This is a genomic window from Verrucomicrobiota bacterium (assembly GCA_021413925.1).
Taxonomy (GTDB): Bacteria; Verrucomicrobiota; Verrucomicrobiia; order Chthoniobacterales; family UBA6821; genus UBA6821.
In genome coordinates, this window is record JAIOPL010000013.1 from 129,122 (window position 1) to 145,636 (window position 16,515).

At 58.4% G+C, this 16,515-nt stretch carries 17 protein-coding genes and 2 tRNA genes; 11 read left to right on the forward strand and 8 right to left on the reverse strand.

Translation table 11 applies throughout. The annotated features are described in order from the left end of the window. Positions 1-28: 28 nt before the first annotated feature. From K8R57_06455 to rnr, 4 genes are all read right to left on the reverse strand, one after another. Positions 29-1,036: a glycosyltransferase family 9 protein gene (locus K8R57_06455; GenBank protein ID MCE9587939.1), complete on the reverse strand. Its 1,008-nt coding sequence runs from the start codon at positions 1,034-1,036 to the stop codon at positions 29-31. Between the two features lie 13 nt (positions 1,037-1,049). Further along, positions 1,050-1,125 (reverse strand) — tRNA-Arg (locus K8R57_06460). A gap of 6 nt (positions 1,126-1,131) precedes the next feature. Continuing rightward, a complete protein-coding gene (gene bioB / locus K8R57_06465; GenBank protein ID MCE9587940.1) occupies positions 1,132-2,121 on the reverse strand; it encodes a biotin synthase BioB in 990 nt (329 codons plus the stop codon). 192 nt (positions 2,122-2,313) lie between these two features. Then, a complete protein-coding gene (gene rnr, locus K8R57_06470) occupies positions 2,314-4,662 on the reverse strand; it encodes a ribonuclease R (protein ID MCE9587941.1) in 2,349 nt (782 codons plus the stop codon). Between the two features lie 172 nt (positions 4,663-4,834). Here rnr and K8R57_06475 point away from each other — a divergent pair, with 172 nt between their 5' ends. Together K8R57_06475 and K8R57_06480 are read left to right on the forward strand one after the other, a co-directional pair. Further along, on the forward strand, positions 4,835-5,383 hold the full coding sequence (locus tag K8R57_06475) for a prepilin-type N-terminal cleavage/methylation domain-containing protein (GenBank protein MCE9587942.1): 549 nt from the start codon (positions 4,835-4,837) through the stop codon (positions 5,381-5,383). Between the two features lie 7 nt (positions 5,384-5,390). After that, positions 5,391-5,464: transfer RNA gene (locus K8R57_06480), tRNA-Gly, on the forward strand. Positions 5,465-5,895: 431 nt separating this feature from the next. On the opposite strand, the gene K8R57_06485 is transcribed toward K8R57_06480, so the two are convergent. The 4 genes from K8R57_06485 to K8R57_06500 all read right to left on the reverse strand — a co-directional run bounded on the left by K8R57_06485 (position 5,896) and on the right by K8R57_06500 (position 8,498). Beyond that, positions 5,896-7,080, reverse strand: coding sequence for an ATP-binding protein (locus tag K8R57_06485; GenBank protein MCE9587943.1), 1,185 nt, complete (start codon positions 7,078-7,080; stop codon positions 5,896-5,898). 216 nt (positions 7,081-7,296) lie between these two features. Next, entirely contained in the window at positions 7,297-7,596 is a 300-nt protein-coding gene (locus tag K8R57_06490) for a hypothetical protein (GenBank protein MCE9587944.1), read from the reverse strand. Between the two features lie 10 nt (positions 7,597-7,606). Then, entirely contained in the window at positions 7,607-8,050 is a 444-nt protein-coding gene (gene mscL / locus K8R57_06495) for a large conductance mechanosensitive channel protein MscL (protein ID MCE9587945.1), read from the reverse strand. A 67-nt stretch (positions 8,051-8,117) separates the two neighbouring features. Further along, the gene (locus K8R57_06500; protein ID MCE9587946.1) at positions 8,118-8,498 is read right to left on the reverse strand and encodes a VOC family protein; all 381 of its coding nucleotides are present in this window, start codon (positions 8,496-8,498) and stop codon (positions 8,118-8,120) included. A gap of 121 nt (positions 8,499-8,619) precedes the next feature. Between K8R57_06500 and K8R57_06505 the strand changes: the two genes are divergently transcribed. The 9 genes from K8R57_06505 to K8R57_06545 all read left to right on the forward strand — a co-directional run bounded on the left by K8R57_06505 (position 8,620) and on the right by K8R57_06545 (position 16,487). Then, a complete protein-coding gene (locus K8R57_06505; protein ID MCE9587947.1) occupies positions 8,620-9,681 on the forward strand; it encodes a phosphate acetyltransferase in 1,062 nt (353 codons plus the stop codon). Continuing rightward, the gene (mpl, locus tag K8R57_06510) at positions 9,678-11,075 is read left to right on the forward strand and encodes a UDP-N-acetylmuramate:L-alanyl-gamma-D-glutamyl-meso-diaminopimelate ligase (GenBank protein MCE9587948.1); all 1,398 of its coding nucleotides are present in this window, start codon (positions 9,678-9,680) and stop codon (positions 11,073-11,075) included. Before K8R57_06505 ends, mpl begins: the two co-directional genes overlap by 4 nt. Before the next feature lie 374 nt (positions 11,076-11,449). Beyond that, positions 11,450-11,899, forward strand: coding sequence for a preQ(1) synthase (queF, locus tag K8R57_06515; protein ID MCE9587949.1), 450 nt, complete (start codon positions 11,450-11,452; stop codon positions 11,897-11,899). Next, positions 11,896-12,585 (forward strand): 7-cyano-7-deazaguanine synthase QueC, encoded by a 690-nt coding sequence (gene queC / locus K8R57_06520; protein ID MCE9587950.1) that lies wholly within the window; start codon positions 11,896-11,898, stop codon positions 12,583-12,585. Before queF ends, queC begins: the two co-directional genes overlap by 4 nt. Continuing rightward, positions 12,582-13,292, forward strand: a complete 711-nt coding sequence (locus K8R57_06525) for a 7-carboxy-7-deazaguanine synthase QueE (GenBank protein MCE9587951.1) — start codon at positions 12,582-12,584, stop codon at positions 13,290-13,292. Before queC ends, K8R57_06525 begins: the two co-directional genes overlap by 4 nt. Positions 13,293-13,358: 66 nt before the next feature. Further along, positions 13,359-14,276, forward strand: coding sequence for a serine hydrolase (locus K8R57_06530; protein MCE9587952.1), 918 nt, complete (start codon positions 13,359-13,361; stop codon positions 14,274-14,276). 5 nt (positions 14,277-14,281) lie between these two features. Continuing rightward, positions 14,282-15,364 carry a 6-phosphofructokinase gene (locus tag K8R57_06535; GenBank protein MCE9587953.1) on the forward strand — a complete coding sequence of 361 codons (1,083 nt, stop codon included), beginning with the start codon at positions 14,282-14,284 and terminating at the stop codon, positions 15,362-15,364. Positions 15,365-15,385: 21 nt separating this feature from the next. Beyond that, the gene (locus K8R57_06540; protein ID MCE9587954.1) at positions 15,386-15,913 is read left to right on the forward strand and encodes an adenine phosphoribosyltransferase; all 528 of its coding nucleotides are present in this window, start codon (positions 15,386-15,388) and stop codon (positions 15,911-15,913) included. 145 nt (positions 15,914-16,058) lie between these two features. Further along, the gene (locus K8R57_06545) at positions 16,059-16,487 is read left to right on the forward strand and encodes a hypothetical protein (protein MCE9587955.1); all 429 of its coding nucleotides are present in this window, start codon (positions 16,059-16,061) and stop codon (positions 16,485-16,487) included. Positions 16,488-16,515: the final 28 nt, after the last annotated feature.

Sequence of the window (16,515 nt, forward strand, 5' to 3'; positions counted from 1 at the left end):
TGAGAATGAATCCGACGGGGCGTACTCGCTAGGACTTTTGACTGAGATCTAGAAAAGCGGCAGCGACTTCCTCCACGGAGATATCCGTCACTTCGCGACTGGGCGGATGCAGGACCACATACGGCACCTTCCAGGGGCCCCAATGTTCTGGATCGGAATCGCCGAAGAGGCAGACCATCGGTTTGCCAAGAGCGGCGGCCAGATGCATGGCGCCGCCATCGCTACAGACCATGGAGTCGCAGAGGGAGAGAGCCGCAATCAGGTCTTCCAGCCGTTCCGTGGGAACGGGATGCAGTGGTAGGCCCGCCGTGGAGGTCAACACGTCACGGGCCTTCTCATCGTCGCCGGGGTGGAGAGGGTTGTCGGCTGATCCGGGAGACCAGAGCAGGAGAAATTTGGCATCCAGTTTCTCATGCAGCATGCGGGCCAGTTCGGCAAATCGCTCGGCAGGCCACCGCTGGGAAATCTTTCGCGAGCTGAGATGCAAGGCGATTACGGGGCCAGAATGCCGGTTCCACTCCCGGGGCAACGAGTGCTTGAGCTTTGTCACCCGGGCTTTGTCCGGGGTCAGGCGAGCCTCCGGTGCTGCGAACTCCAACCCCATACGGACAAGCTGGTGGCAGCATTGCTCGACATGGTGTTCGCCGCCCACCGCATCCTCCGCGTCGCGGACCAGAATCTTCTTGGCACCGATCCATCTGGCGAAACGGAGCGAGCTGCGTTGAGGGCCGCCCGGCAGGAGAATCCAGTCGAAGCGTTGCTTGCGAAGTTTCCAGATGGTCTTGAGACGGCTCCAGAAGATGCCGATGCGGCTCTCGCCATGCTCCAGATGCTTCGCCTTCGTGTAGGAGAAGAGCGCGTCAATATCAGGATTCCCTGCCATCACGGCCAAATTATATTTTGTCACGAGTGCGGCGATGTAGGCCGTCGGAAGCTGTGCTCTGAGGGCACGGATCAGTGGGGTCGTGCAGACCAAGTCCCCGATATTGTCCCGGCGGATGATCAGGATGCGCGGTGATTTTTCTGGGGAGTCCATGGTGAGGCAATCGTGGTGCGCCCGGCAGGAATCGAACCTGCTACCAAGGGTTTAGAAAACCCCTGCTCTATCCGATGAGCTACGGGCGCAAAGTCTCAGACCGCCGCAGGCATTCCCTGCTCCATGGGAGCTAGGTCGATGGCGCGAAGGAGGTCAAGATCTTCATTGGTTCCGGGGTTGGCCGCCGTCAAGAGTTTGTCACCGTAGAAAACGGAGTTCGCGCCGGCGAAGAAACAGAGGGCCTGGCCCTCCCGGGTGAGGCGGGTGCGTCCCGCAGAGAGTCGGATGCGGGCCTTGGGCAGCATGATGCGGGTGGTGGCGATCAGGCGCACGAGCTCGAAGACATCAACAACAGGCTGATCCTCCAGCGGGGTGCCGGGCATCGACATGAGGCAGTTGATCGGCACGCTCTCGGGCGGGGGATTGAATCCGCAGAGGACCTCCAGCATCCGCAAGCGGTCACGCTCGGTCTCGCCCATCCCGATAATGCCACCGCAGCAGACGGCCATGCCGGCCTTCTGGACGGAGGAGATGGTGTTGAGCCGGTCGTCGAAGGTATGGCTGGTGACGATCTGCGGGTAGAATTCCGGAGAGGTGTCGATGTTGTGATTATAAGCGGTGACTCCCGCTTCCTTGAGCTGGCGAGCTTCCTCATCTCCCAGCTGACCGAGTGTGACACAGACCTCCATGCCGAGTTTGCTGACCTCGCGGACGGTCTCGAGCATCGACTCGAAGCGGCTGTCGCCTGACTTGACACCCTTCCAGGCGGCGCCCATGCAGAATCGGGTCGTGCCGCTTTCCCGTGCCTGTTTGGCTAGAGGCAGGATCTCGTCGCAGCCCATCAGCTTTCCGGCCTTCACACCGGTATTGTAGCGGGAGCTCTGGGCGCAGTAGGAACAATCCTCACTGCAGCCGCCGGTCTTCACGCTCAGCAGGGTGCAGAGCTGGACATTGTCCTCGTCCCAGTTCTGGAGCTGGACGGAGCGCGAGCGCTGGATCAGGTCGAAGAATGGGGAGCGGTAGATTTCCTCCAGCTGGGCAATGGAGACGGGGTGGGCGGGGGAGTGGTGGGTTTGAGTGCTCACGATCCGGTCAGTTTAAGGGAGTAGGTGGAAGCGTTGAAGCGTAAAAAAGTCGAAAAGGTCCTCGGAGGTGTCTGCGGAAGAAAATCCTGAGGGAGCAACCGTTTTTTCAACACACCTTTTCACTACTCTTCTCCATGTCTGTCACTTGCCAGCTGTAAGTGGGTAACCCGAGCCTTGTAAAAAGGGATCCCCTTACCAAGTGAGCCCTTCCATAAAGTCGGCTTTGCCGCCATGGGTTCCACGGGGGGCCTCTGGCTTCTTGGTTTTGCCTGCACGGGGCTCCTTGGCGATCTTGAAGTCGATCTGCTGTTTGAAGTTATCGACGCGGGCTACCTGGACGCGGAACTCGTCACCGGCCTTGAGGATTTTCCGGGAATTCTTCCCGACAAGGCGGGAGCGGGGCCCGTCGAAGATGTAGAAATCGTCGTCCATCGAGGAGACGGGCACGAGGCCTGTCATCATCGCCTCGGGCAGTTCGACCAGCAGGCCGTAGTTACGGGCCTCGATCACCCTGGCATCGAAGGAGGGGGCGACGCCTCCCTCGGTGGCCGCCTCGGCTAGCTTGCTGAAGTACTCCAGCTTCTTGAGCCGAACCGATTCCTTCTCGGCGTCGGCGGCGGTGCGCTCGGTCGTGGAGAGGTGCTCGCTGACTGGGCCGAGATCGATGGAGAGGGGGCCGTGCTGCTTCGGGTCGAGGTCGCGGGCGAGCGAGCGGTGGGTGAGTAAATCGGCGTAGCGGCGGATGGGGCTGGTGAAGTGGCTATAGTCCGACTTCGAGAGGCCAAAATGACCCAGAGGATCGGGCGAGTAGCGTGCGCGCTTGAGGCTCTTGAGCAGACCGATCTTTAGCGCGCTGGCGTAAGGTTTCCCCTTCAGACCATCGAGCAGCTTTTGTAGCTCGGCCCTATTGCTCAGATCGCCCGCCTTCACGCCGTAGGTGGCGGCTAGCTCCCGGTACTCGTCGAGCTTTTCGGGCTCGGGTTTCTCGTGGATGCGGTAGATGTTCGGCTGGCGCTTGTTCTTGAGATGGCGTGCGACCTGCTCGTTGGCCAGCAGCATGAGCTCCTCGATGAGCTGGTGGGAGATATCGTTCTCGACAAGTTCGAGCTTCACGGGATGGCCCTCCTTATCCAGCCAGACCTTCACTTCGGGCATCTCCAGGTCGAGGGCTCCGGCGGCAAAGCGCTTCTTCCGGAGTGTGGAGGAGCAGTCCCACGCCGCATGGACACGGCGGCTCACTTCGTCAGTCGGGGGGGATTCGAGCAAGGCAAGCGCCTGCCGGTAGGTGAGGCGCGCGCAGCTCCGGATGACCGAGCGTCCGAAGCGGACCTTGCCCACACTGCCGTCCCGGTTGATATGCGCGAAGACACTGAAGGCGAGGCGGTCCTCGTCGGGGCGAAGGCTACAGAGTCCGTTGGAGAGGTTTTCCGGAAGCATTGGGATGACCCGGTCTGCCATATAGACGCTGTTGCCCCGCGTGCGGGCCTCCTTGTCGAGGCCGGTGCCGTGCTTCACATAATGGGAGACGTCGGCGATGTGGACGGCCACATCCCAGCCGTTATCAGTGGGCTGGACTTCGATGGCGTCATCGAAATCACGGGCTGTGTCCGGATCGATCGTGATGATGCTGCGGTTGCGAAGGTCCTCACGGCCCTCGAGATCGCGAGCCGTGATGGCGCTCCCAAACTTTTCCGCCTCAATGCTGACAGGGGCGGGGAATTCGCGCGGCAGGCCGTGCTTATGGATGACCGAGAGCATGTCGACGCCCGGCGCGTCGGCGGCCCCGAGCACCTCGACGATGTGTCCCTCGGGGTTGCTCTGGCTGTTCTCCCAGCGGTCGAGCTGAGCGACCACTTTCTCACCAACTTTCGCCCCCTCGGGAGTGGGGACATAGAGAGTGCGGGGAAAGCGCGGGTCATCGGCGACGACATGGTAGAAATTCGCCGTCTTCTGCAGCGTGCCGACGATGGGAGCGCCGACTCTCTCGACGACGCGGATGATGCGGCCCTCCTGGCGTCCGTCGCGGCGTGGGCGGCCATGGTAGCGGGGTTCCTGAATAAGGCGGGCCACGACGCGGTCGCCATTCAGCGCGGTTCCGAGATTATCCGAGGAGATGAAGAGATCCTTGCCCCCCTCCTGGTCTGCCAGCACATGGCCTGATCCGCCGGCATGGATCTGCAGCTTGCCCGTGAAGAGATCGGCGGTCTCTGGCAGGATATAGTGATCTTGGCGCACACGGACGATACGACCCTCCCTCTCCAGAACGGCCAGGGTGTGGTCGAGAAGGGGGAGATCGTCGCGATCCATCCGGAGGGCGCTGGCAATTTTCGGAGCCTGAAGAGGCTCTCCTTCCCCTTCTAGGAGGCGGATCAGATCGTTGACAAGGCGCTCGTTCAAGCGCTCCCCTCTTTGCGATGAACGGGATGATGGTGGCCGCTTGGCTCCGTCCTGCTTCCTAGGCTTGCCAGACTTCCTAGGTTTTTCGCCGGAACGCTGGCGAGAGGATCCCTGCTCGACTCGGGCCTTTTCCTGTCGCGGCATGGCCGGTCTTTCGCCCCGCGGCTTCCCGGATGCGGGTTTGACGGAAGGTTGCGGATGTTTCGCTTTCTTGGGGGAGCGCGGGCTGTTCTTGGGCACGCCTCACCTTCGGGTGCTTTCACGGAGCAAACAAGAAAATGCTTGTACGGGAAGAGAGTCGGCAGAAAGTAGCGAGATGAACTTCCTCCCGATTGCTACCGCGATATCCCGCAAAAAAGCCTCCGCCTTCACCCTGATCGAACTGCTTATTGTGATCGCCATCATCGCGATCTTAATGGGTCTTCTCTTCCCTGCAGGCCAGTCGGCCATGAATTCGGCTAAGAAGACAACCGCCAAGAATCAGATTGTGCAGATTGCCACGGCGATCACTGCTTACGAGACCGAGTACGGCCGGTTGCCATCAAATACAGGAACAACTGTCGGAACAAACTTGGCATCCATTCTCTGCACTGCGAATGACACAGTGAACAACCCCCGCGGACTGATTTTCCTAGAGGCTAACGCTTGGAAAAACGGGAAAGGAGGCACCAACTCATTGGGGTTCTGCGATCCTTTCAGTGCCACAAATGTTTACTCGGTGGCATTGGACACCAATTATTCAAATATTCAATCCAACGTCGACCTGCGTGGTGGCTTTGGAACTACCAACCTGACAAAACATATCGGAGTCTGGTCGACGCCAAAAGTTGGCAATACAAACGTCCTCATCAATTCCTGGGACTAATTTATACGCGGGTGTGGTTCAATGGTAGAATGTGGGCTTCCCAAGCCTGAGACGAGGGTTCGATTCCCTTCACCCGCTCCAAGACAAACCCGTTATTTGGTTTGTTGAGCCTAGTAGTAAATGACGTGGGGTTCGATTGATTGACAGCACTTGCCTCCCGGCAAGCCGTGCAGCCCTTTCAGGGTCCTGCGGTCGCAGGATCTACCGCGCCGCTTCCCATCGGCTTGGTTCGGTCGTTCCCACGACCCTCGCCCTAAAGGGTTTACCTTCAGTCAATCTACACCGTGCCTCCCGGCACTCGGTGTTCCCTTCACCCGCTCCACTTTCCTCGGAGGCAAAACGCCTCTTTTGAGCTCATAAATACAGCCTCCACGGGCAATCAGTAAAAAGGCAGCACTTGTATGAAGTTGCCTGGATTTACCTTTAGTTTGTCAGGATTTGTCAGGAAAATATTGCCGGCCCGGTGAGTGTTGGAATGGCTCGAGCTAGCCTAGAGTAGCTCCGGTTGGGCACTATTTTTTCAACCACTGATCGACCGGCGTGGAGAGAAATTCCTTCAAAGGTATCCCGTCACCTCCCACGAGTAGTGAGCGCAGCGGAGTGAATTGTTTCTGGAATGAGGCCATCCCGTTGAGAGCTTCCCTCCGCTTCCCGCTCTTCACCTCGATCGCGACGATATTTCTTCCCTGTTGAATCACGAAGTCCACCTCCATGTTTCTGTCACGCCAGTAGGTGACTTCAATATCCTTGCCCAGCGTGTCGCCAAGCAGATGGGCCCCCACAGCTGATTCTACCAAACGACCCCAGGCATTACCGTCCTTTCTAGTTTCCTCAAAGTTCATGCCCGAGGTGACGGTCATGAGTGCGGTATTGAGCACCTGGAGTTTGGGGCTCGAACCCCGCTGACGAACTTTTCCATGCGAGAATTTTGAGAGGCCGGCGACCATGCCTGCTCCTTGGAGAAGCTGGAGGTAATGAGCCAGCGTCACGGTGTTTCCGGCATCGGTCAATTGACCGAGCATCTTCTGGTAGGAAAGGATCTGCCCTGAGTAATCGCAGGCCAGTTGAAAGACCCGCCGAAGGAGGGCCGGTTTGTCCACCCTTGTCATCAGCAGGATGTCTCGTGAGATGCTCGTCTCTACCAGCGAATCCAGAATGTATCTGCGCCAGCGATCCGGTTGGGAGATCAAGGGGGCGGCTCCGGGATATGAGCCGTAGTAGACGAACTGCTCCACTCCCCATCGGAACGCCTGATGTATTTCAGAAAACGACCAATGGGGAGCTGCAATGACCTCGAACCTTCCGGCAAGACTCTCTGTCAGTCCGCTTTGGATGAGCAAAGGGGAGGAACCAAGGAGCACCACGCGCAGGCGCACCTTGTTATGGGTATCGGCATCCCAGAGCGATTTGACCGATTCCGACCATCCCTGCACCTTCTGGACTTCATCCAGGATCAGCAAGGCATAGCCATTTCTAGCCATCAGACGCCCTATTTCCCACTGTTGGGCAAGCCACGCGGATCCCTTCAGCGCAGGTTCATCCGCAGAGGCGTAATGGGAGGGCAAATCGAGCTTCTCCATGACCTGCCTTGCCAGTGTGGTCTTCCCAACCTGTCGAGGACCTGCCAGCACCTGGATGAAGCGCCTTTTCTCGGACAGTCTTTCTAGGAGGGTATCGTGGATGAATTGGCGAATCATACAAATTACTCAGTAACATGAGTGAAAATACTCACAAGAACTATCAATGCTCTATTTCTCTGTCGGAATGCTACGCCCCCTCACCCGCTCTAAGGCGCGTGCTTTTGGCGCCGGACTGTGTTCTCAGCGCGCGCGCTATTTTCCATAGAGCGCTTCGGTTTTCGGCCCTTGTGCGCCCATCAAAATCACAGCGACTTGTTGTGATGGATACCGAAATCAGTTTTTTAGCGGAATTTCAGACGCCTTTTCCTTGGCCTCTATCAACTTCAAGCCCTGCTTGGAATACATGGCAACATACATCTTCCGGATGTCTGCATTGCTGGTCTGGACCACTTCTTTGGCCGTCATGTGCGGATGTGATGGCTGCAGATCACTGAGGATCCGTTTAACGATCGGGTCCTTTGTGGGGTCTGGTGTGGATTTGGAAGTCGGATTCGAGGCCTTGGATTTCGACCTGGCATAGGCAGGTGTCGCAGCAATAAAAATCGCGGCTAAAAATGCCAGGAGCCGCTTCATTAAGCTGGGGCTACTTTTTCAAGGAGTCGCGGATTTCGGTTAGGAGCTCTTCTGTTTTCGTCGGATTTGCGGCTGCGGATTCGGTTCTTTTCAGCGTGTTGATGGCCTTCACAAGAGCGAATACACAGGCGCTGATGATCACAAACTCGATCACCGTGTTGATGAAGCTCCCGTAGGCTAGGATAGCAGCCCCATCTTTCTGGGCATCGGCAAATGTGGCGTAGTGTTTGCCGTTAAGGGGAAGATAGAGGTCCTTGAAGTCAATGCCCTTCAGGACCAGTCCGATCGGGGGCATGATAATGTCGCTGACCAGGGCGGCGACGATCTTGCCGAAGGCGGCTCCCATGATAACGCCGATCGCCAGATCGACGACATTCCCGCGACTGATGAATTCCTTAAACTCCCCGAGGAACTTCGTGGAGTTAGCGACGACTTTTTTGGGTTCAGGGATCATGTGAAAAGGGTGAAGGCTAAAGGCTAAAGGCTGAAGGAAAAAATCCTAAGGATTACCTTTCTCTTCCCTAACGGGCATGCTGGATCAGCTCCACTTCGTAACCCTCAGGGGCGTCGATGAAGGCGATGATCGAGCCTGAGGAGGTGTGATGGGGCCCGTCACTGAGCGGGTAGCCCTTGGCTGCGGCCTCCTTGGCAAAGGCCTCCAGATCCGTGACCTCGAAGGCGAGATGGGTGAGGTCCGGCCCGACCACCACGGGGCCGCTGGCGTTATATTCGCAGATCTCGATTTCCTCGGTGCTTCCGGGGGCTTTCAGAAAGACCAGCTTAGAACCGCGTCCGCTCTCGCTCCGGCGGACTTCCTGCAACCCGAGGACGTCGCGGTAAAAAGAAACCGTCTTCTCAAGTTCCTGAACGCGATAGCGGGTGTGGAGGAGTTTGGTGATCATTTTTTAGAGGATGTGACCTGAAGCTTGAAACCTGAAAGAAAATAATTGGTTCGGCATGAGGGGCCCAGCGACTGGGAACATCCTTGTCTATCAGGCGGATCTTTTCCACCCTTATGGACAGATGTCGTTTCTCCAATCTGTTTACGCAAAACTTCGCCGTCATCCGAAGAGGATCGTCTTCCCGGACGGAAACGATCCCCGCGTTATTCGGGCGGCTCGAATGTTCAACGACCAGGGGCTTGGTGTGGCGGTGCTTATCGGCAAGCGCGACGAGATCCAGCAGTTAGCGGCCTCCCATCACGTCTCGCTGGAAAAGGTGGCCATCGTGGATCCGGAGACCTCCTCGGAGATGCCGCGTTTCTTGAAGATGGCGGCGGTGCTGGAACGTTACAATGGAATGGCCGAGGGGGATCTGCGCAATTTGCTGATCACCCCGAATTACTTTGCCTGCATGATGTTGCAGCATGGGCTGGTGGACGGCTTGGTGGGCGGGGTGGGATCGTACTCTGCTTCGCTCTTCCGCCCCCTGTTGCAGCTCATCAAGCCCCTGCCCCACGCGCCGGTTGTATCGGGCGCGATGATCATCGAGGTGCCGCGGCACGAGTTCGGCGATGAGGGGGTACTCTTCTTCGCCGACTGCGGCGTGGTGCCCGAGCCGACGGTGGATCAGCTCGCCTCGATCGGTGTGCAGACGGGCCTTCTGGCTAGGCAGGTTTTTGGAACGACTCCGCGCATCGCTTTCCTCAGCTTTTCCACACATGGCAGCTCGTCCCACGCCTCAGCGACCAAGATGTCAGCTGCCGCCGCGCTGGCCAAGGAGCTCGCGGTGCGCGTCGGAGGAGCCGCCGGGTTGGATTATCCGATGGAGATCGATGGAGAACTGCAGGGGGACACGGCGATCGTGCCCGCTGTCGCGCAGATCAAACTGCCCGACAGTCTGGTAGCCGGAAAAGCCAATGTCCTGATTTTCCCCGATCTGAACTCCGGCAACATCGCCGCCAAGCTGGTCCAATACCTCTCCGGTGCCAAGGTCTACGGCCAGATCGTGACCGGCCTCTCACGGCCTGCCGCGGAACTCTCGCGCGGAACTCTGAGCGAGGACATCGCCGCAGTTGCCGCGATCATCGGCCTGCAGGCCATTGAGTACCGTAAGCTCTATCCTCTGGAGGTTAACGGGCTATGACCCCCGCAACGCGCCGAGTCCACTTCCTCGGTATCTGCGGCACCGCAATGGGCGCAGTTGCCGTCGGCATGAAGGAACAAGGCTGGATCGTGACGGGCTCCGACAACCAGGCCTATCCGCCGATGAGCGACTTTCTGGCCGAGCGCGGGATCGATGTTTCTGCCGGATTCCGTCCGGAGAACCTTCCCAAGGAGGAGACGCTTATCGTTATCGGCAACGCCATCTCGCGTGGCAATCCCGAGGTCGAGGCAGTCCTCAACCGCAAGCTGAACTACGTCTCCCTGCCCGAAGTGCTCCGCTCCCATTTCCTCCGCGGTCGCCACAATATCGTCGTCACCGGCACCCACGGAAAGACCACTACGACATCGATCGCGGCCTGGATCATGGAATATGCGGGACTGAATCCCTCCTACCTGATCGGAGGCTTGCCCGCAAATCTTGGCCAAGGGGCCTGTCTCCGGGATCCTTCCAACTCCCGGCATTTCGTGATCGAGGGGGATGAATACGACACCGCCTTTTTCGACAAGCGCTCGAAGTTCCTCCACTACCTTCCGGAGTTGGTCGTGGTGAACAACATCGAGTTCGACCACGCCGACATCTTCGAGAATCTGGAGGCGATAAAACTGAGTTTCCGCAGGCTTCTCAACGTGGTCCCTTCGGAAGGCCTGGTCTTGATCAATGGCGATGATCAGAACTGCATCGATGTGTCGCAGAAGTGCCAGGCACCGATCGTCGAGGTCGGGTTTTCAGAAAACGCCGGGAACCGCATCCTGCATCCGTGGCAGAAGGATGGACGCAGTGGCTTTGAACTCTTCGGCGAGAAGTTCGAGATTCCCATGTCAGGGGAGTTCAATATCCGCAATGCCGCGATGGCTGTCTCTGCGGCACACTTCTACGGAGTTCCCACGAAGTTGATCCGTGAGGCCCTGCTCGCATTTCAGGGGATCAAGCGACGTCAGGAAGTGCGCGGCGTGGTCGGCGGCATTACCATCATCGATGACTTCGGCCATCATCCCACGGCCATTCGTCAGACCCTCGAGGGGCTTGCTCGCCAGTATGCAGGATCGCGCCTGTGGGCTCTCTTCGAGCCGCGCTCGAACACGACACGACGCGCCATCTTTCAGGAGGAGTTTCCCAGGGCTTTTGCCGCCGCGCATGGCGTGGTCATCGGCGAGGTGAACCGTGCGGCCGAATTGGAATCCACGGAGCGGCTTGATGCAGAGCGCCTGGTCGCCGATCTGCAGCAACTAGGGAAGCCCGCCTTCCATGAGCCTTCAGCTGACCGGATTATTGAGAAACTCCGTCCCCAGCTCCAGAAGGGGGATGTGCTTGTGGTCTTGAGCAACGGCGCCTTCGATGGCCTCCATGTCAAGCTACTGACGGCGCTGGTTTAAGGGCATCTTTTCTGTGTTCTTGATAAGATAGCTCAGGTTATTCACAGAGGTTCTCCTCTGGGTTTCATGAGCTGATTGCCCGTAGAGCCTGATTTGATGCCATGTTACGGAATCGCCATGGAAAAACCGCTGATCAGGCCGTGATCAGAGAATGTTCCACGGCATGAAGAGAGATTCGAAGAGGTAAAAGCCGCTTGATGATCTGATCGAAGCGATCTGTTCCACGGATTTCCGAGGACCAGATGAAGCCACTACACACAACTTATTCACAAGACATCCCCAAAGGCGGATATCAAAGGAGAAGACCCATGGTGGAGACCAATGGTCAAGACTTCTGGCTTGGCGGATGCCGCCCGCTCGGAAAGCATCGTGCCATGGGCAAAAAACAATCCAAACCGCAGTCGGACACCCGGAACCTGACCCTCCTGGGAGGCGGCCCCCTCCAGCAGCTTTCTTCACCGGAAGAGGCCGTTCTGGAAACCTTTGAAAGCCCTTCCAAGCGGGATTACGAGGTGACGTTCTCCACGCAGGAATTCACCTCCCATTGTCCCGTCACGGGCCAGCCGGATTTTGCCGAGATCATCATCCGCTACACTCCTGATCGGCGCTGTATCGAGAGCAAATCGCTCAAGCAGTACCTCGGCGCCTACCGCAACCAGGCGGTCTTTGCTGAAGGAATCACTAACAGGATCTTGGATGACATCGTCCAGGCGATCTCGCCACGTCGGGCCAAGGTGATCGGGGATTTCTTTCCGCGGGGCGGCATCGGCATCCGTGTCGAGGCGACCTACGAAGGCTCGAAAGCGAAGACAGGGCGCCGGTGAAGGTCGTTGTCCTGGTGAGTGGCGGACTCGATTCCATCACGGCCCTGCATGATGCGCTTCGCGCTCACGAGGTGGTGGCCGCTCTCAGTTTTGACTACGGGGCGAAACATCACGCCCGTGAGCTCCCAATGGCTGCGTGGCAATGCAACCTGCTCGGCATTTCTCATCGCATCGCACCCCTCGGATTCGTCGCGGGGGAATTCCGGTCCGATCTCCTGAGTGGCGGCGGTACCATACCGGACGGTCACTACGAGGAGGAATCGATGAAGAGTACGGTTGTCCCTTTTCGCAACGGCATTATGCTCGCGATCGCCGCCGGATTTGCCGAGAGTCGGGGAGCGGAGGGGGTCGTCATTGCGGCCCATTCCGGGGACCATGCCATCTACCCTGATTGCCGGGAGTCGTTCATGGAGCCTATGGCACGGGCGATCCGCGAGGGAACCTATGCACGGATTGAGCTGCTCAGACCCTTCATTGCCAAGGACAAGGCGGGGATCGTACGGCAGGGAGCGGAACTCGGTGTCGACTTCTCCCATACCTGGTCCTGCTACAAGGGCAATGAGGTGCACTGCGGCACCTGTGGCACCTGCGTCGAACGACGCGAGGCTTTCCTGCTGGCCGGAGTTCCGGATCCGACAATTTATGCTTCCACGGAACCGCTTCCGCCAAAACCCTCGCATCTATGAGAATCTCGGAGATCTTCCACTCGATCCAGGGAGAGGGCTTACTGCTGGGTGTCCCCTCCGTCTTTGTGCGCACCTCCGGCTGCAATCTGCGCTGTCGCTGGTGTGATACCCCGTATGCCTCGTGGAATCCCGAGGGTGAGGAGATGAGCTTGGAGGAGATCCTTCGGCAGGTTCGAGGCTACGACTGCCAGCATGTCGTGCTCACTGGCGGGGAGCCGATGGTGGCATCCGGCATCCGGGAGTTGGCCGCAGCACTCCGCGCTGAGGGTAAGCACATCACAATTGAGACTGCGGCGACAATTCCTCCCGATGTCGACGGAATGGGAGTGGTATTTGATTTAGGCTCTTTGAGTCCCAAGCTTGCTAACTCCACTCCTGATGCGGAAGTCGCTGGTCCTTGGAAAGAGCGCCATGAGAAGACCAGACTCCAGCCGGATGTGATCCGCAAGTGGTTGGAGGCCGGTCCGTGCCAGCTGAAGTTCGTGGTTTCTCAAGTCGAGGATCTCCCAGAAATCGAGGAGTTGCTCAATGAGGTGGGCGCTGTTCCCGGATTCACTCGGGATCGTGTCCTGCTCATGCCTCAGGGAACCGATGTCGAGACCCTGCGTCAGAAAGGGCCATTGCTTGCCGAGATGTGTCTCGAACATGGATTCCGTTTTGCGCCGCGAATTCACATTGAGCTCTTCGGCAACACCCGTGGGACTTAGATCTCCTAGGAAACCGCATGACATCGGGGTTTGAAAATTTCTCTGACCTGCTACAGTTCTTACTTCATGCAAGCGCTACGACTCATTCTTCTCATGGCCATGATGGTCGGCGTTCTCCGCGCTGAGAGCTCGATTATCGTCGACAATCAGACCGGTCGTGTACTCGAAGGTATCGCTGAGAACAGGAAGCTGCCCACCGCCAGCCTGACGAAACTGGCGCTTGCGATGGTGACCATCGACTGGTCCCAGATCAAGAAAGGGAACCTGGATGAAACTGCCATTGTTCCCGAGCAGGCCATCACTTCCACCGGCGGGATCAATCCTCTCGGTCTCCAGGCCGGAGATGTACTGACGCTCCGCGATCTACTCTATTGCTGTCTGCTGGCTTCCGACAACGTGGCGGCCGTCACGCTGGCCGATCATATCGGACGTAACCTGCCTAACCCCACCGGCCTTGATCCCGCGGGCAACACCGTGGCCAACATGAATGCCCTCGCCCGTCAGCTTGGGATGCGGCACACCCTCTTCCTTAATCCCCACGGTCTGGATACACCCGAGGGCCAAGCTCGTCCCTACTCCACCGCCGCTGATCTGGCCCGGCTCACCCGCTACGGCTATTCCAAATCGGGTCTCGCGTTCTATGTCTCCCAGACCTCACGCGAGATCCATATCCAGCGCGGCGCAACAAATCTCGCCTTTCAGATCGCCAACACCAACAAGCTCCTCGGCACCGACCACATCGACGGGGTGAAGACCGGCCGCACCTCGAGTGCCGGCGACTGCATCATCCTGACTTCCGAGCATACACCCGACGTGGTTCATCAGGGTGACACCATCCTGACGACTCCCCGCCGTATTATCGTCGTTCTGCTGGGTGGGACGAATCGCGAGCAGGAAGGGCTGGGCCTTATCCAGCACGGCTGGGCACTCTACAACGACTGGGCCGTTAAGGGCCGTCCGGCCAAGTCTTCCAACTGCCTCTAACGCCGATGTCTTCCAAGCGCATCGGCGTCCTCACCAGCGGGGGCGACTGTCCCGGCCTGAACGCGGTCCTGCGCGGAGTCTATTCCGCAGCCACGGAGTTGGGCTGGGAGGTTCTCGGTTTCCGTGACGGCTTCGAGGGGATGCTGGTCGAAGGGGGAGATACCATGGTGCTGAATCGCGAGAACACGGCCGGAATCATGCAGGTGGGAGGAACGATCCTCGGTACCACCAACAAGGGACATTTCACTTCCAAGATTGCCGGGGGCGAGCGGTCCATGATTCCCGAGGAGGTGATCGCCAAGGCTTCCAAGACCTGCCGCGAGCTGGATCTCTCGGCCATCATTGCCATCGGTGGGGACGGCTCGATGAGCACGGCCTTGCAGCTCTACCGTGCCGGCTTCCCCATGATCGGCGTGCCAAAAACGATCGACAACGATCTCGAGGCCACGGCGATGACCTTCGGCTTCGACTCCGCCGTGGCTTGCGTCACCGACGCGCTCGACCGACTTCACACCACGGCAGCTAGCCACAAGCGTGCCATCGTCGTCCAGGTGATGGGGCGCCATGCCGGATGGATCGCTCTCTGGGGAGGCCTCGCGGGAGCCGCCGACGTCATCCTGATCCCGGAGATCCCCTTCTCTCTGGAGAAAGTCGCCGAGGTGGTTCAGAAACGCGATGAAGCTGGATTCAAGAGTACCATGATCGTGGTGGCCGAAGGGGCGCGCACCTCGCATGGCCAGCAGTTTCGCAAGCAGTCCGCCAGCGGCGAATGGAGACTCGGCGGTATCGGGGAAATGCTTGCCCAGGAAGTCGAGGCGCGCAGTAAAAAGGAGACCCGCGTCTGCGTGCTCGGCCATCTGCAGCGTGGTGGCGACCCCACGACATTGGACCGTATCTTGGGCATTAGCTTTGGCGTGAAGGCTGTCCAGCTAGCCCGGGAGGAACGTTTCGGAACCATGGTGAGTTACCAGAATTACGAGGTGCTCGACGTGCCGATCGCTGAGGCGGTTCATCATCTCAAGAAGGTTTCTCCGGACTGCCAACTCGTGGGGACAGCCCGCGCCTTGGGAATCAGTTTCGGGGACTAGGAATTCTCTATCAACCTGCGAATGCAAGCCGACGATCTCCGAAGCGCGATCCGCTCGATCCCCGACTTTCCAAAGCCGGGCATTCTCTTTCGCGACATCTCACCCGTGCTCGAGAGCGCGTCGCTTTTTCACGCCTCAATCGATCTCCTTGCTGCAGAGTGCGTGGATCTTGCACCTACAAAGGTTGTCGGCCTCGATGCGCGGGGGTTCATCTTCGGTGCCGCCCTGGCCTACAGGATCGGCGCGGGATTCGTTCCCGTCCGTAAGAAGGGGAAGCTCCCCTTCCGCACCATCTCCCATGCCTACGATCTCGAATACGGTTCCGCCGAATTCGAGATCCACTGCGACAGCATCCTTCCCGGTGAACCCGTCATCCTCGTGGATGACCTGCTTGCCACCGGGGGAACGGCCCGTGCGGCGCTTCACCTGCTGCGGCAGCTCGGGGCGAATGTCCTGAGGACGCTTTTCGTCGTGGAGCTGGAGGGTCTTGGCGGCCGTGATCAACTCGCCCCGATGGAAGTTTGCTCCCTCGTTCGGTTCAAAGAGTAATCGGAAGGCAGAAATTACGATGGAATGAAAAATGACTCTCCGCGATTTGACGGGGCGCCTATGAAGATGCCCCATCCAAAACAAATCTCTTCCATTAATGCAATAGAATGACACGTTGTCCCTAAATATGTTCGGCGGAAACATCATGAAACTCCTCGCCCTCTTTGCCTCGCTCCTCGCAGTCTTACCGGCTCGTGGCGACTCCGGTGACGATACTCTGAAGTCTTTCCTGTCCAAGTCAGACCTCGTGGTGATGGGCAAGATCACGTCCGAGCCGATTGGCATCATTTCCGAGTCGGGCGTTCCCAATTACATTTGTGAGTTTCGCGTTCAGGATGTTCTCAAGGGCGACGGCAAGCTGAAGGACCAAGTTCTCAAGGTCAACATCATGCGTTTCGAGATGGATGCTAAAGACAAGCATCCATTGATTAAGAAGGATGGCGAGTGCACTCTCTTCTTGAAGAGTGCCACACCGAACACTCCTGCGTGGGTCACGGCAGACTTTTGGTTTGGAGTGCAGCATCCGAGTCCTTGGATGGCGCGTTCCCTCAAGCGATTGGCCACAGAGAAATGAAGTCGAACAATACGATGGAGCTAACCGA